Source organism: Nocardioides sp. S5, from assembly GCF_017310035.1.
Classification (GTDB): domain Bacteria; phylum Actinomycetota; class Actinomycetes; order Propionibacteriales; family Nocardioidaceae; genus Nocardioides.
On record NZ_CP022296.1, the window covers coordinates 4,481,748 to 4,503,884 of the forward strand.

The 22,137-nt window shown below is 73.9% G+C and carries 16 protein-coding genes; 7 read left to right on the plus strand and 9 right to left on the minus strand.

Going from position 1 to position 22,137, the window contains the following annotated elements:
* Positions 1–6: 6 nt before the first annotated feature.
* The 4 genes from CFI00_RS22110 to CFI00_RS22125 all read right to left on the minus strand — a co-directional run bounded on the left by CFI00_RS22110 (position 7) and on the right by CFI00_RS22125 (position 4,791).
* On the minus strand, positions 7–1,497 hold the full coding sequence (locus tag CFI00_RS22110; RefSeq protein WP_207083092.1) for a hypothetical protein: 1,491 nt from the start codon (positions 1,495–1,497) through the stop codon (positions 7–9).
* A 100-nt stretch (positions 1,498–1,597) separates the two neighbouring features.
* Positions 1,598–1,843: a hypothetical protein gene (locus CFI00_RS22115; RefSeq protein ID WP_207083093.1), complete on the minus strand. Its 246-nt coding sequence runs from the start codon at positions 1,841–1,843 to the stop codon at positions 1,598–1,600.
* A 501-nt stretch (positions 1,844–2,344) separates the two neighbouring features.
* Positions 2,345–3,577, minus strand: a complete 1,233-nt coding sequence (locus CFI00_RS22120; RefSeq protein ID WP_207083094.1) for an acyl-CoA desaturase — start codon at positions 3,575–3,577, stop codon at positions 2,345–2,347.
* Between the two features lie 83 nt (positions 3,578–3,660).
* Complete coding sequence (locus CFI00_RS22125; RefSeq protein ID WP_207083095.1) at positions 3,661–4,791, minus strand: ferredoxin reductase; 1,131 nt, start codon at positions 4,789–4,791, stop codon at positions 3,661–3,663.
* 103 nt (positions 4,792–4,894) lie between these two features.
* On the opposite strand from CFI00_RS22125, the gene CFI00_RS22130 reads away from it, so the two are divergent.
* Complete coding sequence (locus CFI00_RS22130) at positions 4,895–6,076, plus strand: PucR family transcriptional regulator (protein ID WP_207083096.1); 1,182 nt, start codon at positions 4,895–4,897, stop codon at positions 6,074–6,076.
* Positions 6,077–6,129: 53 nt separating this feature from the next.
* On the opposite strand, the gene CFI00_RS22135 is transcribed toward CFI00_RS22130, so the two are convergent.
* Positions 6,130–7,641 (minus strand): amidohydrolase family protein, encoded by a 1,512-nt coding sequence (locus CFI00_RS22135; protein WP_242532571.1) that lies wholly within the window; start codon positions 7,639–7,641, stop codon positions 6,130–6,132.
* Between the two features lie 72 nt (positions 7,642–7,713).
* Here CFI00_RS22135 and CFI00_RS22140 point away from each other — a divergent pair, with 72 nt between their 5' ends.
* Entirely contained in the window at positions 7,714–8,373 is a 660-nt protein-coding gene (locus CFI00_RS22140; protein WP_207083098.1) for a hypothetical protein, read from the plus strand.
* Positions 8,373–9,017 carry a hypothetical protein gene (locus CFI00_RS22145; protein WP_207083099.1) on the plus strand — a complete coding sequence of 215 codons (645 nt, stop codon included), beginning with the start codon at positions 8,373–8,375 and terminating at the stop codon, positions 9,015–9,017. The genes CFI00_RS22140 and CFI00_RS22145 overlap by 1 nt, the downstream gene beginning before the upstream one ends.
* A 2-nt stretch (positions 9,018–9,019) precedes the next feature.
* Here the strand turns inward: CFI00_RS22145 and CFI00_RS22150 are convergent, their stop codons facing one another.
* Entirely contained in the window at positions 9,020–10,471 is a 1,452-nt protein-coding gene (locus tag CFI00_RS22150; protein ID WP_207083100.1) for a serine/threonine-protein kinase, read from the minus strand.
* Between the two features lie 20 nt (positions 10,472–10,491).
* Between CFI00_RS22150 and CFI00_RS22155 the strand changes: the two genes are divergently transcribed.
* Genes CFI00_RS22155 through CFI00_RS22165 form a run of 3 tightly spaced genes read left to right on the plus strand, consistent with a single transcriptional unit; the run spans position 10,492 to position 14,076 of the window.
* A complete protein-coding gene (locus tag CFI00_RS22155; RefSeq protein WP_242532572.1) occupies positions 10,492–11,070 on the plus strand; it encodes a sigma-70 family RNA polymerase sigma factor in 579 nt (192 codons plus the stop codon).
* Positions 11,067–12,575 (plus strand): M1 family metallopeptidase, encoded by a 1,509-nt coding sequence (locus CFI00_RS22160; protein ID WP_207083101.1) that lies wholly within the window; start codon positions 11,067–11,069, stop codon positions 12,573–12,575. Before CFI00_RS22155 ends, CFI00_RS22160 begins: the two co-directional genes overlap by 4 nt.
* Before the next feature lie 28 nt (positions 12,576–12,603).
* Positions 12,604–14,076, plus strand: a complete 1,473-nt coding sequence (locus CFI00_RS22165; protein ID WP_207083102.1) for a carboxyl transferase domain-containing protein — start codon at positions 12,604–12,606, stop codon at positions 14,074–14,076.
* Between the two features lie 56 nt (positions 14,077–14,132).
* Here CFI00_RS22165 and CFI00_RS22170 read toward each other — a convergent pair whose 3' ends face one another.
* Both CFI00_RS22170 and CFI00_RS22175 read right to left on the minus strand, forming a co-directional pair.
* Positions 14,133–14,651: a hypothetical protein gene (locus CFI00_RS22170; RefSeq protein WP_207083103.1), complete on the minus strand. Its 519-nt coding sequence runs from the start codon at positions 14,649–14,651 to the stop codon at positions 14,133–14,135.
* Positions 14,652–14,834: 183 nt separating this feature from the next.
* Positions 14,835–19,763 carry a BTAD domain-containing putative transcriptional regulator gene (locus CFI00_RS22175; RefSeq protein ID WP_207083104.1) on the minus strand — a complete coding sequence of 1,643 codons (4,929 nt, stop codon included), beginning with the start codon at positions 19,761–19,763 and terminating at the stop codon, positions 14,835–14,837.
* A gap of 286 nt (positions 19,764–20,049) precedes the next feature.
* On the opposite strand from CFI00_RS22175, the gene CFI00_RS22180 reads away from it, so the two are divergent.
* Entirely contained in the window at positions 20,050–20,496 is a 447-nt protein-coding gene (locus tag CFI00_RS22180; RefSeq protein WP_207083105.1) for a hypothetical protein, read from the plus strand.
* An 82-nt stretch (positions 20,497–20,578) separates the two neighbouring features.
* Here CFI00_RS22180 and CFI00_RS22185 read toward each other — a convergent pair whose 3' ends face one another.
* Positions 20,579–22,132, minus strand: coding sequence for a dihydrolipoamide acetyltransferase family protein (locus CFI00_RS22185; protein WP_207083106.1), 1,554 nt, complete (start codon positions 22,130–22,132; stop codon positions 20,579–20,581).
* Positions 22,133–22,137 lie beyond the last annotated feature (5 nt).

Below are 22,137 nucleotides of genomic sequence, written 5' to 3' on the forward strand. Positions count from 1 at the left end.
TCGGCGCTAGGAGCGGTCCTGCACCCGCACCAGCCCGGAGAGCGTGCCGAGCCACGCGGTGCCGTCGGGACCGAGGGCGACCTCGGAGTGGTGGCTGCCGGCGAGCAGGCCGGTGCCGGTCCGCACGCCCCACATGCTTCGTCCGGACTGCAGGTCGAGCGCGGTCAGGTGCCACGCGCTCACCCCTGTCAGCGACGGCCGCTTGGTCCAGGCGTAGGCCAGGCCGTTCGGGCGGCTCACCGTCACGCCCGAGCTCGGGGAGACCGCGTCGCTGGTCCACCGCACGACGCACCCGTCGTCGACGAGGTCGACGCGTGCCACGCCCGGGTGGCTGGTGAAGCCGAGCAGCGTGCTGCGCGGGGAGGAGTAGCCGTCGTTGTTGACGACCACGACCCCACGCCCGAGGGGGGCCAGAGGGCTGGCGGTGGCGCTGTCGCCCTCCTCGAAGACGGACTGGCGGCACAGGTGGCGACCGTCGTCGCGGGCCACGAACAGCACGCCGAGGCGTGAGTCGGCGCGGTCGGTGATCGCCACGACGCCGCCGTCGAGCAGCACCGGCGGCGAGCCGCTCGAGCCGTCGTACTCGCTGCGCCACACGGTCTGGGGGGTGCCGTCCGCCCCGGCCACGAGGCGGTGCAGTGCGGCGTCGGTGACGACGTAGGCGCCGGACTCGTCGGTCGCGAGCTGACGGTCCACGTCCTCACCGAGGTCCAACACCCGCACCTGTCCGGTGTCCGCGGCGATGGTGCCGACCAGGCCCTTCCTCGACGCCCACCAGATCGTGCCCGTCCAGTCGGGCGCGAGCGCGACGAGGCAGTCGCCGAAGGGGACGTAGGGCTTGAGGTCGGTCGTCGACACCGTCGACAGGTCGGGCTCGTCCTCCGCCGACCGCGTGCCGACGACCAGCACCCGGCGGTCGCGGGTCGCGACCACGACGCGGTCGCCCGCGTCGAGGTAGGACGGGTCGTCGTCGCACGCCGCGTCCTCTGGCAGCCCGCGGGTGGCCACCGGTCGCATGGTGTCGGGATCGACGAGGCGCAGGCTCGGACCGGAGCGCTCGGTGCACCGCGCGAGCAGGAGGCCCGTCGAGGTGGGCTCGAGGCGCGCACAGTGCTGGAGACCGAACCACGCGGTCTCGACCTCGGGCTGGAGGCCGAGGGGTCCGGGGCGGGACGACCCGGCGACCGCCAGGTGGGGGTTCTGCGGCAGCTCGCCGGGGACCGGCTGCGCGGTCGCCGGGCGTCCGACGTACGACGGACCGGCCCAGGCGCCTGGCGCGGGCGGGATCGGCAGCCACCCGTCGGGGACCGCGATCGCGACGCCGACGAGCAGGGCCACCGCCGCGGCCGAGATGCCGGCGACCCGGCGGCTGACGCGGGCGCGGTCCTGCACCCACCAGCGCACGCGCGGCACGCAGAGGAGGACCGCGGCGACGACGGGCACGACAGGTCCCCACCCCAGCCAGAGCAGCAGGAGCGCACCGACCAGCCAGACCACCGGGCGACTCTAGGTGAGCGACCCGAGGTCTCCGGGGAGGCGCAGCGCGGCGTACGCCGATGCGTGGGTCACACGTCGGGCCGATGGCCGGGGCGACGCCTCAGTCGACGGCGGCGCGCGGGCGTGGCGCGGTGAGCGTGAGGTCGGCGAAGGCCCCGGCGCCGTGACGGAGGAACACGCGCGAGCGGCGCGGCAGCGGGACCCGCAGCGGCACGGGCTCGTGCACCGGGACCGCCTCGGCGACCGGCTCCGGCTGGGACCGGGCCACCAGCGACCCGGTGAACATGTCGAGTGACTTGATGCGTCCCGAGAGGTCTTCCACGTGGCGATCGCGCTCGCGCTTCATCAGCTGGCTCCTTCTGCCCCACCCGGCTGGTCCCCCACGGACCGCCTGGTGGGACCAAGGCTAGGAGCGTTCGGGGACGCCGTTCACGACTAGGAGGAGCCTTGGCGAAGTCTTCGAGAGACGGTCCAGACAGGTCCGGGATCGTGTCAAGAGATCGGGTCCTGGACCACGACCTGACCCTGACCGTCGACGAGCACCACGGACCGGACGGCGGCCCCCCAGCCGCCGCCCGGTCGCGAGTCAGCGTCCGGGCGGGCTCCCCGTGGTCGCCCGGTCCCCCGCGGCGCGAGGCCTCGGCAGGACCGGCTGTGCGGCCTCGGCTCGTCCGTCGTACGCCGTCTCCCCCACAGCACCGATGCGAATCATCGGACCGCTCCCCTGGTCGTGCTCATCTCGATGCCCATCTCTCCCCGTGCTTCCCTGATGTCTACAAGGATGCTCCCGGGGCGCTCCTGATACATCCGTGCCAGCACGAAGGTCCAGACCACCGGGGGACGGGGGTCAGGCGGCCGCGCGGGCCTCACTCTCGAGCTTGCGGCCCAGCAGGCGGCGCGTACGCCGGTCACCGGTGGCCATCTTGTAGAGGATGCCGAGCTGCTGCGGGGCGTTCTTGGCGTTCGTCGTCTTGAGCCAGCCGTTGGGCAGCGAGAGCCGCACGACCTTGTGCCAGGCCGAGTAGACCTGCTGCGGCATAGGACGCGCGCAGTAGGTGAGCTCGTACTTGTCGAACAGCGCCTGCACCTTCGGGGCGATCTCGGCGTAGCGGTTGGACGGCAGGTCCGGGAAGAGGTGGTGCTCGATCTGGTGCGACAGGTTGCCGGTCATGATGTGCAGGGCCTTCGACCCGGAGATGTTGGCGCTGCCCAGCATCTGGCGGACGTACCACTCACCCTTGGTCTCGCCGTCGATCGAGCGCTTCTCGAAGGTCTCGACACCCTCGGGGAAGTGGCCGCAGAGGATGACCGAGTTGGACCACAGGTTGCGCACGATGTTGGCGGTGAAGTTGGCCGCGAGCGTCGGCAGGAAGGAGCCGGTCGGGATCGACAGGACCGGGTGGACGACGTAGTCCTTGGTGGCCTGCTTGCGGATCTTGCCCAGCACCTGCTTGGCACGACGGCGGAAGTCGGGGTCCTTGGTCTGCTTCTTGGCGATGACCGAGCCGAGCTCGAGGTCGTAGGCCGCGATGCCGTACTCGAAGAAGACCGCGTTGATGAAGCAGAACACCGGCTGGGCGAGCGAGGCCGGCGTCCACGGCTGGTCCTCGTCCACGCGCATGATGCCGTAGCCGAGGTCGTTGTCCTTGCCGATGACGTTGGTGTAGGTGTGGTGCAGCTCGTTGTGGCTGTGCTTCCACTGCTCGGCCGGCGAGGCCATGTCCCACTCCCACGTGCTGGAGTGGATCTTCGGGTCGCGCATCCAGTCCCACTGGCCGTGGAGGATGTTGTGGCCGATCTCCATGTTGTCCAGGATCTTCGAGACGCTCAGACCGAGGGTGCCGAGGACCCAGGCCGGCGGGAACGCGCTGAACAGCAGCACCGCGCGCGAGCCGAGCTCGATCTTGCGCTGGGTGTCGATGACCCGGCGGATGTACGCCGCGTCGGCGGCACCGCGGCTGTCGAGGACGTCCTGGCGGATGGCGTCGAGCTCGATGCCGATCTGCTCGATGTCGGCCTCGGTGAGGTGGGCGATCGGGTTGTCCTGTCCGAGGACGGACTTCTTCTGGATCGTGGTCATGTCGGGGGTGTCCTTCCGTGGATCGGTGGTTGAGGTGCGAGCGGAGCGAGCCTCGAAACCACGCGGTGCGGGGGTGGGGTCGGTCAGTGGTCGATGTGGCAGGGGCCGGCGGCGGCGTTGATGCAGGTCTGCACCTTGATGTCGCCGGTCTCGCCGGGCACGGCGGTGGTGATCGCGCCGTTGCGCAGGTCGCGGACGCTGCCCTCGCGCAGGGGGATGACGCAGCCCATGCAGATGCCCATCCGGCAGCCGCTCGGCATGAGCATCCCGGCCTCCTCCGCGGCGTCGAGGATCGGCGTCGCGCCGTCGAGGTCGAGGGTGGTGCCGGAGGCGAAGGTGACGGTGCCGCCGTCGCCGGGCTCGACGCGGGCGGTGCGGAACTGCTCGGTGGTCAGGGTGAGGCCGGCGGCCTCGTGGTGGGCGCCGAGGGCGTCGAGCAGTCCGGCGGGGCCGCACGCGAGCGTCGTGCGCTCGGCGAGGTCGGGCACCAGGGCGGCGAGGTCGTCGACGTCGAGCACGCCGTGCTCGTCGTCGTACCTCGCGACGAGACGGATCGCGCCGGCGGCGTCGAGCGCCTCGAGGTCGCGGATGAAGATCGAGTGGGGGTGGCTCGGCGCGACGTGCACGACCACGATGTCGTGCTCGGCACTGCGGGCCGGGCGCAGCACGCCCTCGTCGGTGCTGGGGAAGAGGTTGCGCAGCATCCCGATGACGGGCGTGATGCCCGACCCCGCGGTCACCATCAGGAACTTGCCGCCCTCGGGGGGCAGCACGAACTCGCCGGCGGCCTGCTCGAGGTGGACGAGCGTGCCGGGCCGGGCCTGGTGGACGAGGTGGTTGCTGACGAGGCCGTCCGGCACCGCCTTGACGGTGATGGAGATGCGGCCGTCGGGGCGCGGGCCGTGGGTGAGCGAGTAGGCCCGCCACTGGCGTACGCCGTCGATGTCGATGCCGATGCGGAGGTACTGGCCGGGCACGTGGCCGGCCCAGTCGGCGCCGGGGCGGATCACGATCGTGGCCGCGTCGGCGGTCTCGGGCTCGACGGACTCGATGCGGCCGCGGAGGTCGGCACCCGGGCGCAGCGGCGCGAACAGGTCCATGAAGTCGGCGGGCAGGTAGGGCGTGGTGGCGGCCTCGGCGACGCGAACGAGGCGGTCGCCGACCGTCTTCGTCAGTCGCCGTCCGCGCACCGGGGGCTCGAGAGTCGTGCTCATGTCATCAAATGTCGCTGATCCCGGCCGCGACTTCCTGCCTCGGGCACGTGAATCGGGGCTAGACTCTTGTTCTCTGCGAACAAGAATGACCTCAGGAGTCCCGATGGCATCACGCTCTGTGCGCCCGGCCACACAAATGCACACCGTCGTCGGCCTCGACCCCCAGGTCGCCGACGCCCTGCGCTCGCGACTGGCCGAGGTCGCGGACCGCGCCGTGCTGACCATCATCGACGAGGTGCCGAGCTATGCCGGGTCGCTGAGCGGCCGGATGGGCGAGGTGATCCGCAACGCCGTCCAGCTCGCCCTCGGGGGCTTCCTCACCCTGGCGACCCGCCAGGACGCCGACGCCCCGAAGGCGCCGGCGATCGAGGGCGCCTACCAGCTCGGGCGCGGCGAGGCGCGCAGCGGGCGTACGGTCGAGGCGCTGCTCGCGGCCTACCGCGTCGGGGCGCGGGTGTCGTGGCGCGACATGGCGGACGCTGCCGTGGCCGCGGGCATCGACCCCGGCCAGCTCGCCCGCTTCGCCGAGCTGGTCTTCGCCTACATCGACGAGCTCTCCGCCGCCTCCGTCGCCGGGCACACCGACGAGCTGGAGAGCAGCGGGCGCGTGCGCCAGCGCAACCTCGAGCGCCTGGCCCGGGCGCTGCTCACGGGCGCTCCGGCCGACGCCGTCAACGCCGCCGCCGAGCGCGCCGACTGGGAGCCGCCGGCCACCCTGACCGCCGTCGTGCTGCCGGAGTCGCAGGTCTCGGCCGCGCTGACCGCCCTCGACTCCCGCACCCTCCAGCCCACCGACGACGTGCCGGGCCCGCCCGAGGGTCACGCCTCGCTCCTGGTCCCCGGCACCGGGTCGGCCGGTGCGCGGCCCGCGCTCCTGCGCGCCCTGCAGGGCACCGACGCGGTCGTCGGTCCGGGCGCCCCCTGGCTCGAGGCCGCCGCGTCCCACCGCCGGGCACTGCGGTGCGCGGCGCTGGGCCTGGAGGGACTGGTCGACGCCGACGAGCACCTCGCCGCGCTCCTGCTCGGCGCCGACCCCGAGGCCCGTGCCGACCTGCGCGCGCGGGTCCTCGCGCCGCTCGCCGACCTGCGGCCCTCGACGGCCGAGAAGCTCACCGACACGCTCCGCAGCTGGCTGCTCCACCACGGGCGCCGCGACGCCGTGGCCGAGGAGCTCTTCGTCCACGCCCAGACCGTCCGCTACCGCGTGGGGCAGCTGCGGGAGGTGTACGGCGACCGGCTCGAGGACCCGGCCTTCGTGCTCGACGCGACGCTGGCGCTGGCCTGAGCCGGACCCCTCAGTCCCGCGCTTGCCGACCGCCACGCCCATGCAACGCCGGGTTACAGCGGGGTCGGGCCCGACACCTCGCGCTCGTACGCCGGCTCGCCCGCCACCCAGGTCACGACGACCCGGTCGGCGAAGGTCCGCAGCCGCGCGGCGTGGTTCTCGTCGGAGTCGCCGTCGAGCGGGTCGGCGTCGAGCAGCACCAGGTCGGCCGGGTGGCCGGGCGCCACTGTGCCCCAGCCGTCGGTGGAGGCGGCGAGCGCCTCGCGGGCGGTGATCGCCTGCTCGGGGTGCCAGGGCTCGCGCTCGTCGGCGGAGCGGTGGATGGCGGCGGCGATGGCCAGCCACGGGTCGAGCGGCGAGACCGGGGCGTCGGAGCCGAGCACCACGTCGACGCCGTCGTCGAACATCCAGCGCAGCGGGAAGCACCGCTCCGCTCGACCGCGCCACAGCCGCTCGGCGACGTCACGGTCGTCGAGGAGGTGGGCGGGCTGCACGCTGGCGCGCACCCCCAGCGCGGCCATGCGGCGTACGTCGTCGCGGGTGGTGAGCTGGACGTGCTCGATGCCGCCGCGGGCACCGGTCTCCTCGAACGCCGCAAGGGCATCGGCCACGGCGCGGTCGCCGATGGCGTGCACCGCGACGTCGAGCCCGCCGGCCGCGGCGCGGGCGAGCAGGGCGCGCAGCTCCTCGGGGGTCTGGTTGGGCTGGCCCTCCTCGGCGCCGGGCACGGCCTTCTCGGCGTAGGGCTCGCAGCACCAGGCGGAGCGGGTGTTGAGCGAGCCGTCGCTGATGATCTTCAGCGGCCCCATGGTCAGCCGCGGGTCGCCGTCGAGCGGGTCGCCCGAGCGCAGCCCGCGCGACAGCACGTCGTCGAGGCCGTCGGCGTAGCAGGCGTGGCGGATCCGGATCAGGTCCGCACCCTCGGACCAGCGCTCGACCCAGTCTGCGACCCCGCCGCTGAACTCGAGGTCCACCAGGCCCACCACGCCCTGCGCGGCGGCGGCCTCCATCGAGCGGCGGTAGGCCTCCGGTCCGGTGCCGTCGGTGCCGAGAACCGTGGCGAGCCGGCCGTAGGCCATGAACCACTCGGCCTCGCTCACCACGCTGTCGCGGGTGGGCAGGGCGAGCATGTGCAGCGCGGTCGTGTTGAGCCAGCCGTGGTGGCCGTCGCCGGCGATCAGCACGATCGGCTGGTCGGTGTCGACGGCGTCGAGGTCGGACACCGCCGGGTTGTCGGGCCAGGCCGTGGGCCGGTGCCCCCAGCCGATCACGGGCAGGTCGGGCCACTGCTCGAGGCGTTCGCGCACCAGCGCCACCGCCTCCGCGCTCGAGCGCGCCGGAGCGAGGTCGAGCCGCGCCGAGGCGAGGGTCCACTGGCCGAGGTGCACGTGCTGGTCCCACAGCCCGGGCGCCAGCCAGCGCCCGCGCCCGTCGTACGTCCAGCCCCCGAGGTCGGCCAGCCCGGGGCCGACCTCGACCACGCGCCCACCGTCCAGGCGTACGTCGACGGGGTCGGGGGAGGCGGGCTCGGTGACCGCGACGAGGCGGACGTTGCGGATCAGCATGGGCACCACGGTAGGAGGCCCCGGGCCACCGTGCGGACCGCCCCTCCCACGGCGGACGGCTAGATTGGTCGTATGAAGTGGCGGGGGCCTGCGGTGCTGGTCGCGCTCCTGGCGGTCGGCGCCGGGAGCGGCTTCGCCGCGTCCGCACAGACCCGCGACACCACGATCGGCACCGGCGTCGCCGCCCCGGTGCCCGCGGCACGCCCCGAGCTGCCGATCGAGGCCCCGCGGCCGTTCGAGCAGGACCCCGACGACCCCGCGCTGGAGCCCGGCATCGCGATGGAGCAGGCCAGGCTGGGCAGCGGGAAGTTCGAGATCACCTTCCCCGCGCCGAAGGGCTGGAGCACCAACGCCAACGCCACCAACGAGTGGAAGTGGAAGAAGCCCGGCACGTCCAACAACACCTACGTGATGCGCATCGAGCAGATCAACAGCCAGGACATCACCATCGAGGACGCCATCGACATCCGCATCGAGCGGCTGCTCGACGAGCAGGAGGACGTGTCGATCCGCGAGCGCGGCGCGAACTCGCTGGAGTACACCTACCGCAGCAACGAGGGCAACAAGCGCCACAGCTTCATGCGGTGGCTCGACCTCGACCGCAGCGGGCAGGCCGACGTGGAGATCGTGGTGCACGGCCGTGAGAGCGACGTCGAGGGCACCAGCGACCTGATCCAGCGCGTGGCCGAGGGCATGCGCGGCGCCACCGCCGAGGCGATCGAGCTGCCCTGATGGACGGTCTCGCGACGCGGCGTGGTGCCGCCCTCCTCGCCCTGCTGCTGGCGCTGGGCGTGGTCGGCGGCTTCGGCGCCTCCTGGGCGCTCGGCGAGCTCCCGCGCGGCGACGGTGCGCCCGCACCGGTCGTGGCCGCGTCACCGAGCCTGCCGGTGGACCCCGTGCCCGATCTGCTGCGCGACCCGGAGTACCCGCCCCTCGAGCCGGGCACCCCGCTGGTCCCCGGTGAGGTCGGGAGCGGCGGGTTCCGGATGGTCCTGCCGGTGCCCCGGGGCTGGACCTTCTCGGAGAACTCCCTCAACGAGTGGCAGTGGCGCCCCCCGGACCAGCCGTCGTTCGGCCAGGTGATGCGCGTCGAGCAGGTGCTGAGCAACCGGCGCTCGATCAGCTGGACGCTGGACCGCCGCATCGACGAGCTCAACGAGGACGAGCAGAACGTCACGATCCTCGAGCGGACCGACCGCAGCCTGCACTTCACCTTCGTCACCAGCAACCACCTGCGCCACGGCTTCCTCACCTGGCTCGACGTCACCGGCTCCGACGACGCGCAGGTCGAGATCGCCGTCACCGGGCGCGCCCGGGACGCGGACGGCATGGCCGACCTGATCAGCCGCGTCGCGGCCGGCGTCTCGCTGGGCTGAGCTCAGATCCCCGACGTCGCCACCGAGTCGAGGACCCGGTTGGCGGTGGGCCGGTCGTCGCTGCGGACCTGCACCCAGAGCAGCTGGCTGGCGTTGACCTGCACCACGCGCTCGACCATGTAGTCGGCGCCCGGGCACCCGCTGAAGACCATCGTCATCGAGGAGTCGCTGTTGCGCTCGTCGCGGATGAGCCCGCCGGGCGCGTCGACGCACTCCGCGTGCTGCGGCACGCGCGAGGGCAGCTTGTCGGAGGAGAGGATGCCGACGAAGACTCCCGGGGCGGCCCCCTCCTCGGTGTTCCAGCCCTCCCGGCTGCCGGCCGCGAGGGACGGCTGCGACTGCTCGCCCTCGACCGGCACCCACTGCTCGGGGTCGACCTGCGCCGTCCACGACTCGGGGACGGTGACGGAGAGGGTGCCGGTGTCGTCGGCGACGGTGCGGGTGGCGGTGCTGGCGCGCTCGAGCGACCAGCCCGCCCCGGCACCGAGCAGGAGCACCAGGGCTGCCGCGACGAGCCCCGGCCAGCGGCGGCGCGCGGAGGACGTGGAGCCGGCCGGGACCGGGTCGGCGGCACCGGTCCCGGGCTCGGTGCGGGTGAGGTCGGGATCGGTGGGGACCCACGCCTGCGGGGACGCGTCGAGCTCCGCGCCCATCGCGTCGACCAGCGCAGCGGTGAAGGAGGCGACGTCGTCGAAGCGGTCCTCGCGGTCCTTGGCCAGCGCGCGCAGCACGACAGCCTCGGCGTCGGGGTTGCCGATCCCCATCGGGGGCGGCGGAGCGGGGTCCTCGGCCGCGGAGAGGCTGGAGTGGGCGAACGGCTGGCGTCCGGCGAGGAGGTAGTGGGCCAGCGCGGCGAGCGAGAACTGGTCGGCCCGGGCGTCGAGGCCCTCGCCGCGCGCCTGCTCCGGCGCGACGTACGTCGGCGTGCCCCCGACCATGGTCAGGCGCGAGGACATGTCCATCGCCTTGCCGAGGCCGAGGTCGCCGAGCATCGCGACGACCTTCTCACCGGAGGCGGTGCCGACGGTGCGGAAGAGCACGTTGGCGGGCTTCACGTCGCGGTGCAGCACTCCGCGCTCGTGCAGGGCCGTGAGGCCCTTGCCGACCTGGTCGACGACCGTCAGCGCCTGCGCCGGGCTCAGCCTGCCGAGCTCGAGCCGGTCGGCCAGCGTGCCCTGGTCGGCGTACGCCATGACGAGGAAGGGGCGCTCGTCGTCGAGCTCGCCGGCGTCGTAGACGCTCACGACGTGCGGCGACTCCACCTTGCGCAGGAAGCGGCCCTCCTCGACGAAGCGCTGCCGGATGTGCAGGTCCCCGGTCCAGTTGTCGGCCAGCACCTTGATGGCCACCGGCGAGTCGAGGTGCTCGTCGTGGGCCAGCCAGACGGTCGCGAACGCCCCGGACCCGATGCGGCGGCGCACCGGGTAACGACCGAGACGAGAGGGAGCGGACACGTGGGCATTATCGTGCAGGGGTGAGCTATTCGGGGGACCCGGGCGACGCGCTGACGCCGGACGACATCGACGACCTGGCGCGTCAGGCGCGCGACGGGGACCGTGACGCGCTCGAGATGCTGCTCGGCGCGGTGCGTCCGCGGGTGCTCAACATCTGCCGCGGGGTGCTGCCCTTCTCCGGCGACTCCGAGGACGCGTGCCAGGAGGCGATGCTCAACGTCGCGACCCGGATCGACACCTGGGGCGGTCGCGGACGCTTCACCACGTGGCTGCACATCGTGGCGGTCAACAGCGCCCGCACGACCTACCGCCGGCTGAAGAACCTCGCCACGCCCACCGACTTCGAGGACGGCGCCCACGACCGGCCCGACCCGCGCACCACCAGCGTCATCGCCGGCACCCGCCTCGACCTGCTCGACGCGATGGAGACGATCGAGGTCGACCACCCGCAGTACGTCGAGCCGCTGCTGCTGCGCGACGTCTACGGCCTGCCCTACGACGAGATCGCCGCGCTCGTCGACGCCCCGCTCGGCACCGTGAAGGCCCAGATCCACCACGGCCGCAAGCTCGCCCGGCCGCTGCTCCGGGGCGAGAGGTGAGCCTCACCGCTCGCACCGGAGTCGCCTTCGTCCTGTCCCTCACGGTCCTCACCGGCTGCTCCGACGACGTCGCGGCCCCGGACGTCCTCACCGCGCCGACGCCCCCGGCAGCGGCGCCGGCCTTCGACGGCGTGGCCAGGGCGTCGGCGCCCCCGGTCGCGGAGCCCGTCGAACAGGACCTCGACCTCGCCGTGTCCGAGCCGCGCGAGGACAGCGTCTACCCCGACGTCGGCGACCCGCGGGTCGACGCCCTGCACTACGACCTCGACCTCACGTGGGAGCCGGGGCGCGAGCGGCTCACCGGGCGGGCGGTCGTCACCTTCCGCGCCGCCCGCACCGCCCCGCGCTTCCAGCTCGACCTCGGCGCACCGCTGGCGGTCGAGGAGCTGACGCTGGACGGCGAGGCGGTCCGCTTCACCCGCCGAGGCAAGGACCTGCTGGTGCAGGCCCCGATCACCGCCGACGACCGCCACGAGCTCGCCGTCGACTACTCCGGCACCCCCGAGCCCGCCCCCGCGCCCACCACGCGCAGCGACTTCTCCACCACTGGCTTCACCGTCACCGACACCGGCGAGGTGTGGACCATGCAGGAGCCCTACGGCGCCTACACGTGGTACCCCGTCAACGACCAGCCGTCCGACAAGGCGCTCTACGACGTGACCGTCCACGCCCCGGCCCCGTGGACCGGGATCTCTAACGGCGCGCTCACCGAGCTGACCACCGACGAGGACGGCACCACCACGTCGTGGCAGCTCGTCGAGCCGGCGTCGTCGTACCTCATCACCCTCGCGATCGGTGACTACGCCCACGCCGCCAACACGACCGAGGACGGCTTGCGCGTCGACTACTGGACCCCGCGCGGGATGGTGCGCCGGCTCGAGGGGGTCCAGAGCGCAGCGGCCACCGTCGCCTGGGTCGAGGACCGCCTCGGCGACTACCCCTTCGACACCCTCGGCCTCGTCGTCACGGCCTCGCAGAGCGCGATGGAGACCCAGACGATGGTCACCCTCGGCGACAACGACTACGTCCTGTCCCCGCAGGTCGTCGCCCACGAGCTCGTGCACCAGTGGTACGGCGACCAGGTCTCGCCGTCCGACTGGCGCGACGTGTGGCTCAACGAGGGCATGACGATGCTGCTGCAGTGGACCTACGAGGACGAGCACGACATGCGCCCGCTGCGCGACACGCTGGGCGCGGCGCGCGCCATCGACCAGCAGCTGCGCGACGACTACGGCCCGCCCGGGGCGTACGACCCGCGCCAGTTCGGCGGCTCGAACATCTACTACACGCCGGCGCTGATGTGGAACGAGCTGCGCGTGGAGCTCGGCGACGACGAGTTCTACCGTGTCGCGCGCTCGTGGCTCGCTGCGCACGACAACACGTCGGTCTCGCGCGAGCAGGCCTACGACCACTGGGAGGCCGAGACCGGACTGGAGCTGTCGGACTTCTTCGACGCCTGGATCGTCGGTCGCACCACCCCCGGGTCGGGCGTGCCCACCGCCTGACGTCACCGGGCGCGCGTACCCTCCCGGCATGAGACGCCTCTCCGCCCACGACCTCATCGACCTCGTCCTCGACGAGGGCTCGTGGACCTCGTGGGACACCGCCCCCGTGCGCGACGGCGTCGGTGAGGCGTACGCCGCCGAGCTGGCCGCGGCGGGCGAGAAGTCCGGCGTCGACGAGTCGGTGCTCACCGGCGAGGCACGGCTGCGCGGACGCCGGATCGGCGTGCTGGTGGGCGAGTTCGGCTTCCTGGCCGGCTCCATCGGCCGCGCCGCCGCGGACCGGATCGTCGCCGGCATCGAGCGCGCGACCCGCGAGGGCCTGCCCCTGGTGGCGGCGCCCGTCAGCGGCGGCACCCGGATGCAGGAGGGCACGCCGGCCTTCGTGCAGATGGTGCGGATCTCCGCCGCGATCGCCGCCCACCGCGGCGCCGGGCTGCCCTACCTCGTCTACCTGCGCCACCCCACCACCGGAGGCGTGATGGCGTCGTGGGGCTCGCTCGGCCACGTCACCGTCGCCGAGCCGGGTGCGCTGGTCGGGTTCCTCGGCCCCCGGGTCTACGAGGCGCTCTACGACAAGCCGTTCCCCGAGGGCGTGCAGACCTCGGAGAACCTCTACGCCCACGGCATCGTCGACGCGGTGCTGCCGCCCGACGAGATCGCCGACATCCTCGACCGCGCGCTGACGATCCTGATGGCCGCGCGCGAGGGCGTCGCGCCGGTGCCCGACCCGGGCCAGGAGGACGTCCCCGACGTCGACGCCTGGGACTGCGTGACCCGGTCACGGAGGCCGGACCGGCCCGGCGTACGCCGTCTGCTGCGCTACGCCGCCAGCGACGTCGTGCCGCTCAACGGCACCGGTCAGGGCGAGCGCGACCCGGGGCTGCTGATCGCGCTGGCCCGCTTCGGCGAGGCGCCGTGCGTCTTCCTCGGCCAGGACCGGCGCGGGCAGACGACCGACCACCCGATGGGGCCCGAGGCGCTCCGTGAGGCCCGACGCGGGATGCGGCTGGCCTCCGAGCTCGGGCTGCCGCTCGTGACGGTCATCGACACCCAGGGCGCCGCCCTCTCGGCGGACGCCGAGAACGGCGGGCTGGCCGGCGAGATCGCGCGGTCGCTGGCCGACCTCGTCACCCTGGACGCCCCGACGCTGTGCCTGATGCTGGGCGAGGGCAACGGTGGCGGCGCGCTCGCGCTCCTGCCCGCCGACCGGGTCGTGGCCGCGCAGCACGCCTGGCTCTCGCCGCTCCCCCCGGAGGGCGCGTCGGCGATCGTGCACCGCGACCTCGAGCACGCCGCGGAGATGGCCCGCTCCCAGCAGGTGCGCGCGCTCGACCTCCACCGCCGCGGGGTCGTCGACCGGATCGTCGCGGAGAAGCCCGACGCCGCCGACGAGCCGGAGGAGTTCTGCCGGCGGGTCGGTGCCGTGCTCGAGCACGAGCTCAGCGCGCTGCTCGCCGCCGGGCCGGGGTCGCCGGAGAGGCGGGCGCGGCGCTACGTGTGAGCGCCGGTCGGGTCGTGACATCCCCTGCGTGCCACGACCCGGCCGGTGCGTCTGCGTCAGAGCCCGAACAGTGAGCAGACGGCCTCGGTCCCGCCCGCGGTCCACTCGTCGAGCCTCGGGCCCGCCTCGCGGTGGAAGAGCCCCTCGACGTCGAGGTCCTCGACGTACATCCCGGTCGTGTGCAGCACGACTCCCGCGCCCGGCATCGTCACCGTGCGGTAGTTGCCGCGGCTGGTGAACGTGCGCGCCACGAAGTCGAAGGTGACGATGCGGGTGCCCTGGAACTCGTAGCGCTCGCCCGTGGCGAAGTTCTCGAAGGTCCCCGTGTAGTTGACGTTCCGCGACTCCCGCACGACGGTGCCGTCGCGGTCCTCGAAGACGTGGACGTTGCGGACGAGGTCGAAACCGAGCCCGATCTCGGCGCCGTCGTCGCACACCGCGACGATCTCGTCGGTCGTGGGCCACGACAGCGAGCTGCGGGTGTTGTCGGCGGCCGAGGCCGGTCCGGCCAGGGCTGCGGTCGCAGCCAGGGCGATGGCAGGTACGGCGGTGAGTCGTGCGAGTCGTGCGGTCATGTGGATCACTCCTTGTCAGAGGTACGAGCGGTGCGGTGCCCCGGAGGCGCCGGTCGCCTCGGTGCACCGAGCCTCACGGGAGGCGGTCGCGTCCCGGTCGCAGTCCGGTCGCACCCCTCGACCCCGGGTCGCAGCCCGGTCGCACCGCCGCGCCGGCGGTCCGTCGTACGCCCTGTGCGGCCCTCAGGCGCAGGTGGGGGCGACGGGTTCGCCCGGCAGGATGACCGCGGACTCGGCGGCCGTCAGGGTCGTGTTCGCCGACCGGCAGCCTGCCTCCACCCACGCCTGCGGGTCGATGTCGACCTCGTGGTCGGCGCCGAACTCGCCGTAGACGCGCAGGCGGTCGTCGTCGAAGACGAGGAAGCCCCAGCCGAGCTCGTCGAGCACCGGCTTGCCGTAGGGACGCCAGGTGGAGGTGTCGTAGAGCGTGACGTCGCCGTCCGACCCCATCACCGCCAGCACGTGGCCGTCCGGGCTCAGCTGGAGGTCGAAGACCCAGCTCGCGGTCACGAGCCGGTCCGGCGCGACGGCCTCCAGGGTCGAGGAGTCGAGGAACCTCAGGTGCCCGCTCGCCGAGCCGACGGCGAGCGTGCCGGCGTCGCCGTCGAAGGCCAGCCGGCTCAGCGCGACGGACTCGGGCAGCTCACGGCGCACCAGCTCCTCCCCGGTCTCCGGCGCGACGACGACCACGCTCTCGCCGCGACCGAGCGCCATCAGGGACCCGTCGGGCGCGACCGCGGCCTGCGGACCGCCGGGGAACCACGACGTGTCCGCGGCGGCCTCCACCGTCCACACGACCTCGCCCGAGGCGATGTCGTAGAGGGCCCACCCGCCGCTGCCGTTGACCAGCACGCGCGAGCCGTCGGGCGTGACGGCGAGGCCCGAGGCCTCCCACGGGGTCCGGATCGTCCGGACGACGCGGCCGTCGGTGGTGTCGACCACGGCCACGCGCCCGCGGTCGGTGACGGGCTCGAAGTCGTCGGTGAACTCGACGACGGCGACCACGCCGAGCCGTCCGTCCGGGGTGATCGCGGCATGCGCCGGCTGGCACAGGCAGGAGCGGACCGGCTGCAGCTCGCCGAACCGGTCCTCCCCGGTCGCGAGGTCCACCACGCTGAGCGTGTTGAGCTCGGTGTCGTAGTAGTTGACCACGACCGCGACGCCCGACGCCCCCGCGCCGGCGTCCGCCACGATGTCGTGCGGCAGCCGGCGGAGCACCCCGCGGGTGCCGGTCAGGTCGAAGGCGACGGCGTTGCCGTCGCGTCCCGCCGTCCAGATGAGGTCGCGGTCGGGGCCGGTGAGCTCCATCTGGAGGAGCGCACCGCTGTGCCCCGACATCGTCCGTGCGAGCGCACCGGCCTCCAGGTCGTGGATCTCGAGCTCCTCGTCGCGGGCCACGGCGACCTCGCGACCACCCGGAAGGAAGATCGCGGCGCGGACGTAGCCGGCGACCCGCCACGGACTGCCGACCGGTTGCCAGCGCGCGTCGCGGACCTGCAGCAGCGACGTCTCGGCGCCGGACGCGGTGGTGGTCACCTCGATCGTCATGACGCGGCGGCCGTCCGGGGTGGCGCCGACGACGGACCCCTTCCTGCGCTGCGTACGTCCCGTCCAAGCGTCCACCACGAGGGAGTGGGCCGGCTCGTCGGCGAAGGCCACCCGCCCGTCACCGAGGGCGAAGCTGTACGGGCTGTGGGCCCGCAGGGGGTGCGAGCGGACGACGTCGCCCGTCGTCGCGTCCACGACGAAGACGTGGGTCGAGGAGGACACGACCAGGTCGCGGCCGCGCAGGTGCAGCGACTCGTCGAGCCACGGCGAGGTGTCTGGCTCCGCCGTCCTGAGGTCCGCTGCCGTGACCCGGCGCAGGACCCTGCCCGTGCGCGCGTCGAGGATCGCCACCGCGGGTTCGGTGACGAACATCGGGACCGCCACCCATGCGCCGCGCGGATCGGCGACGGGGTCCCCCCACTGCCCCTCCCCGCCCGGGGTCCGCGCCGTCCACAGCACCTCCGCGGAGAGGGTGTCGACGGCGCGGAGGACGCTGGTGTTGTCCGCGAGGTAGACCGTCGTGCCGTCGGCCGAGGAGGCGATGCGCAGGAACCGGTCCTCGATGCGCAGGCGGGTGTAGGCGTGCTGGTTGCGGGTCAGCAGCGTCAGCAGCGCGCCGTAGGTCTCCGGGCTCCGGTCGCGGCGGGTCGCCTCGACCGCGCCCAGGAGCGCGAGGGCGGGCCGGTCCTCGTTGAGGGCGTCGGCAGCGAGTCGCTTGGCGTCCGCGGCGAGCGCCGAGGCGCGGGCCGCGTCCGCCGAGTCCTCGGCCTGGGTGCGGGCCGCGAGGGCCACGGCGCCGGCGAGCAGGGCGAGCACCAGGAACACGGCGGTCCCGACGAGCAGCCACCGCAACCGCCGGTTCTGCCGGGTCGTGGCAGCCGCCCGCAGCCGCGCCGCGTGCTCCTCGGCCTCGAGCGCGAGCCGACCCTCCTCCAGGAAATCGGCCTCCACGTGGGTGAGCTCGTCCGGCCGGGCGGCTGCCACCTCCAGCCCCGACTGGAGCCGCGTGCCGCGCCACAGACCGGTGGGTTCGCGACCTTCCGCGTCCCACTCGGAGGCGGCGAGCGCGAGCCGGCGCTGGACCGCGCGGCCGGCCGCGTCGTCGGTCAGCCAGCCGCGCAGCCGGGGCCACTCGCGGAAGAGCGCCTCGTGCGCGACCTCAACGTGCCCGTCGCCCACCGTGAGCAGCCTCGTCCCGGCGAGCCGGTCCACCACGCGTCGCAGTCCCGGCTGGGCGAGCGCGTCGACCTCCGCCATCGGCACGCGGCGGCGTACGACGCCGGCGCCCTCTCCCGGTCCGGAGAGCCGCAGCAGCAGCAGGCGCACGCCGGTCTGCTCGGCGTCGTCGAGCCCGGCCCAGACGTCCTCGGCGAGGGTGGCGATGGCGCCGCGCAGCCCTCCCGTGGTGACGTAGCCGGCGAACGTCAGGCGGTCGCCCTCGCGCTGCGCCCACACCTGGGTCAGCGCCACCGAGAGCAGCGGCAGCAGGCCGGGCTCGTCGCCGGCGTCGCTGACGAGGGTGTCGGCGAGCCCCTCCTCGAGGTGGAGCGCGGCGCGCGCCGCGGGACGGGTGATCGCGCGGCGCACCTCGGCGCTCGTCGGTGAGCCCACGAGCACGGTGCCGTCGGCGAGCATCGCGGCGAGGCCGGCGTGCTCGGCGGCGTCGCCGACGTAGTCCGCCCGCAGCGCCACGACCACCGACGTGGTCGAGCGAGGGTCCGAGACGAGCTCGGTCAGCGTGTCCAGGAACGCGTCGCGCTCGCCCTCGTCACCGCACGCGGTCCACACCTCCTCCATCTGGTCGACGACGACCAGGGTGCGAGGCGGCTCGTCGTCGGCCTGCAGCATCCGGGCCAGCACGTCACCCACGTCGCCGCCCTGGGTGCCCAGGGCCGCCCGGGCGAGCTCCCGCATCGGGTGCCGTCCCGGACGCAGGACGACCTGCCGCCACGCCGAGCTGCCCGGGAGGGCGTCGGCGGCGAGCGCCGCCAGCACGCCGGCCCGGAGGGCGGACGACTTGCCGGACCCCGATGCGCCCACCAGCGCCAGGACCCGGGTCGAGGCGAGGCGGCTCAGCAGCTCGGCGACCAGGTGCTCACGCCCTGCGAACCACGGCGCGTCGCCCACGTCGTACGCCGCCAGACCCCGCCAGGGGCACACGCCCGGCTCGGTCGCCCGGTCCGCCTCGGACTCGGCGAGCCGGACGATGCTGTCGCTCACGTCCGCGCGCGCGGCGACCAGCCGGGCGCTCGTCTGCTCGACGACACCGACGGCCGCGTCGAGGCGCCGCGTGGCCGCCTCCCGGGTGAGGCGCACCGCCTCGCTGTGCACGCGCCCGGGCCACGCGGGGCCGCTGCGGGCCACCTGCTGCGCCAGGTCGTCGACCTCGTCCGGCGCTGCGTACGCCGCGACCAGCCGACGCACGTCCTCGGCGTCGAGCGGTGCGAGGTCCAGCACGGTCTCACCGTCGAGCGGCTCCGTGCCCGGCCGGGCGAGCCGCAGGAGCATCGCGCCCGGCTCGCGAGCGGCGTACGCGTGCTCGACGACGCGGAGCCAGGGTCCCGACGGCGGTGCCGGGTCGTCGACGAGCAGCACCGGGTGACCGGCGCCCGCCACCTCCACGGCCAGCGCGGACGCCAGGGCGGACGCGCCCGCCCCGACGGGGCCCCGCACGAGGGCGGCGGTGGCCGACCCGGCGAGGGTCCGCTCCCAGAGCCCGCGGAGCACGCCGAGGTCGTCGTCGCGGCCGACGAGGTCGGAGGAGGAGCGGCGCAGCTCGTCGGGGAGCTGCACCCGGGCCCGGGGCGGGTGCAGGCCGGGGTCCTGGGCGAGCACCCTGGCGTGCAGGCTCCGCAGCTCCGGACCGGGGTCGACGCCGAGCTCCTCCGCGAGCAGCGCGCGGGCCCGGTCGAAGGCGTCGAGGGCGTCGCCCTGCCGACCGGCGCGATAGCTGGCGAGCATCAGCAGCTCCCAGAGGCGCTCGCGCAGGGGGTGCTCGGTCACCAGGCGCTCGAGGTCGGCGACCGCGGTGGACTCCTGGCCGAGGGCGAGCAGGGCCTCGAGGCGGCACTCCTGCGCCAGGAGCCGGAGCTCCCCGAGCCGCCGAGCCTCCGCGGGGCCGAAGGCCGTGTCCTCGCAGCCGGCGTAGGCCGGACCCCGCCAGAGGGCCAGGCCGTCCTCGGCGGCGTCGAGCGCCGCCTGCCAGCGCTGGCCGTCGACCGCCCGGCGGGCCAGGTCGGTCAGCTGCACGAAGCGGCCGGCGTCCGTGTCGCGCTCGGTGGCCGCGAGCCGGTAACCGGCGCCCGCGGTCACCAGCAGGCGCGGCTCACCGTCGCGGTCGGGCTCGAGTGTGTTCCGCAGCCGCAGGACGTAGGTCTGGAGCGACTTGGCCGCGGTGCGTGGCGGGTCGTGGGGCCAGAGCGAGTCGATGAGGTCCGCGGAGGGCACCACGCGGCCGACGGACGCGACCAGGTGCATCAGCAGGATGCGCTCCTTGAGGCCGCGCACCTCGAGGTCCATCCCACCGGCGACGGCACGCAGGGGGCCGAGGACCTGGAAGTCCATGGCCCGACGATAGGCGTGCGACGGCACGGCGGTCCTCGTTTCCCGGCAGACATCTGGGGCTCGAGCAGACCGTGACCGGGTCGCGCGCCGGTCGCAGTGCGGTCGCACCGCGCCTCACCGGCGCACGGGCGGTGGGTGAGGCAGGTTCTGGGCGTGGTGACGTCAAGCGGTCGTTGCAACTTTGGTCATGCTGCTTGTTGCTCGAGTAGTTGATTGAGGGCCTGTGCTGGCGTGCGCATCTCGAGGGTGGGACGTCACCTGCGCGTGCCGCGGCGAGTCCGGCACGGTGCCCGACGGGGCGACCCACCTGCGCTGGGACCGTTCCGAGCCCGCACCCGCGGCGCTGGCCGAGGGCGCGTGGGACGTCCTCGACCTCGTGGAGCGGCGTACGACCGGGGCGTACGACGCCGTGGGGACCCCGGTGCCGCTCGGCGAGCTGCTGGCCCACACCGCCGCCGGCGTCGGGGCGGACTACCCGCGGCTCACCTGGGTCGAGGCGGACTTCCTCGATGAGCACGGCGTGGCCCACTGGGCCGGCGAGGGGTCGCTCCCGCTGTGGCTGCCGCGCCCGGAGTACGACGGCATGCTGGCGCACGACCCAGGCCCGGCCGTCGCCGCCGGGCTGCGGCTGCGCCCGCTGGCCGAGACCGCGTCGGGGTGCCTCGACTCCCCGGTCTTCGCGCTGTCGCCTGAGCGGGAGGCCGAGGTGCTGGAGGCCTGGCACGCCCGCTGACGCGCGCGTACGTCCGGCATCTGGGGACGTTCTTGTAGGGGCGGAGCACGATCCTCCTACCGGAACGTCCCCAGGTACCGACTCAGAAGAGGAGCGCGGTCCCCGGGTCGGCGAGGATCCCGGCGACGTCGGCGAGGAACCGCGAGCCCTTCTCCCCGTCGATGTGGCGGTGGTCGAAGGACAGCGCCAGCGTGGTGACGTCGCGGACCACGATCTCGCCGGTGACCTCGTCGACCCACGGCCGCTTGTTGACCGCGCCGAAGCACAGGATCGCGGACTCGCCTGGGTTGATGATCGGGGTGCCGGCGTCGACGCCGAAGACGCCGACGTTGGTGATCGTGAAGGTGCCGCCGGCCATCTCGGCCGGCTGCGTCTTCCCCTCGCGAGCGGTGGCGGTGAGCTCGCCCAGCGCCGCGGCGAGCTCCGTCATCGACAGCGAGTCGGCGTCCTTGACGTTGGGCACGACGAGCCCGCGCGGGGTCGCTGCCGCGATGCCGAGGTTGACGTAGTGCTTGTAGACGACCTCCTGCGCGGCCTCGTCCCACCAGGAGTTGATCTCCGGGGTGCGCTTCATCGCCAGGATGACCGCGCGCGAGAGCACGAGCAGCGGGCTGATCCGGACGTCCTGGAGGTCGCGCCGCGCCTTGAGCCGCTCGACGAGCTGCATCGTGGCGGTGACGTCGACGGTGATCCACTCGGTGACGTGCGGGCTGGTGAAGGCCGACTGGCTCATCGCCGTCGCCATCATCTTGCGCACGCCCTTGATCGGCTCGCGGGTCTCGCGCTCCCCGACGTCATGCGAAGGCGTACGCATGGGTGCGGGTCCGGATGACGCAGCGGCGGGAGCCGAGCCGGAGGCCGCACCGTGGACGTCGTCGCGGGTGATCGACCCCGACGGCCCGGAGCCGGTGAGGGTGGACAGGTCGACGCCGAGGTCCTTGGCGAGCTTGCGCACCGGCGGCTTCGCCAGGGCGCGTACGTCGCTGGGCTCGCGCTGGGCCGCAGCCGGGACGAGCGCCTCGGCGGGCGCGGATGCGGGGGCCGGGCGCTGGTCGACGGCCGGCACCGGCGACTCGTCGGCAGGGAGCACGTCCTGCGACTGCGCGCCGCCGGGCGAGAACGCCCCCTGCACCTGCATCTGCGTCTGCGCACCGGCGTCGGTGCTCGGCGAGGCCGAGCCGCGTCGTGCTCGGCGCATCGGGCCGCGCTCGGCCTTGATCCGGCCGACGAGCGACGCGCCCTCCATCGAGCCGGAGGCCGCCGGGTTGGACAGGTCCATCTCCGTCAGGTCGGTCTGGGCGGCCTCGGCCGCACCGGCCTTCTCGGCCATGCCGAGGTAGGGGTCGGACTCGGTCTGCTCGGTTGTGGCCGCGGCCGGGGCTTCAGGCGCGGGAGCCTCACCCTCGGCGCCGACAGAGATGATCGGCGTGCCGACGGGGACGGTCTCGCCCTCGTCGACCAGCAGCGCCAGGACGGTGCCCTCGAAGGGCGACGGCAGCTCGACGAGCGACTTGGCGGTCTCGATCTCGACGATCACGTCGTTGATCTCGATGGTGTCGCCGACCTTGACCTTCCAGGCCACGATCTCGGCCTCGGTGAGACCTTCGCCGACGTCGGGGAGGAGGAATTCGGACATGGCAG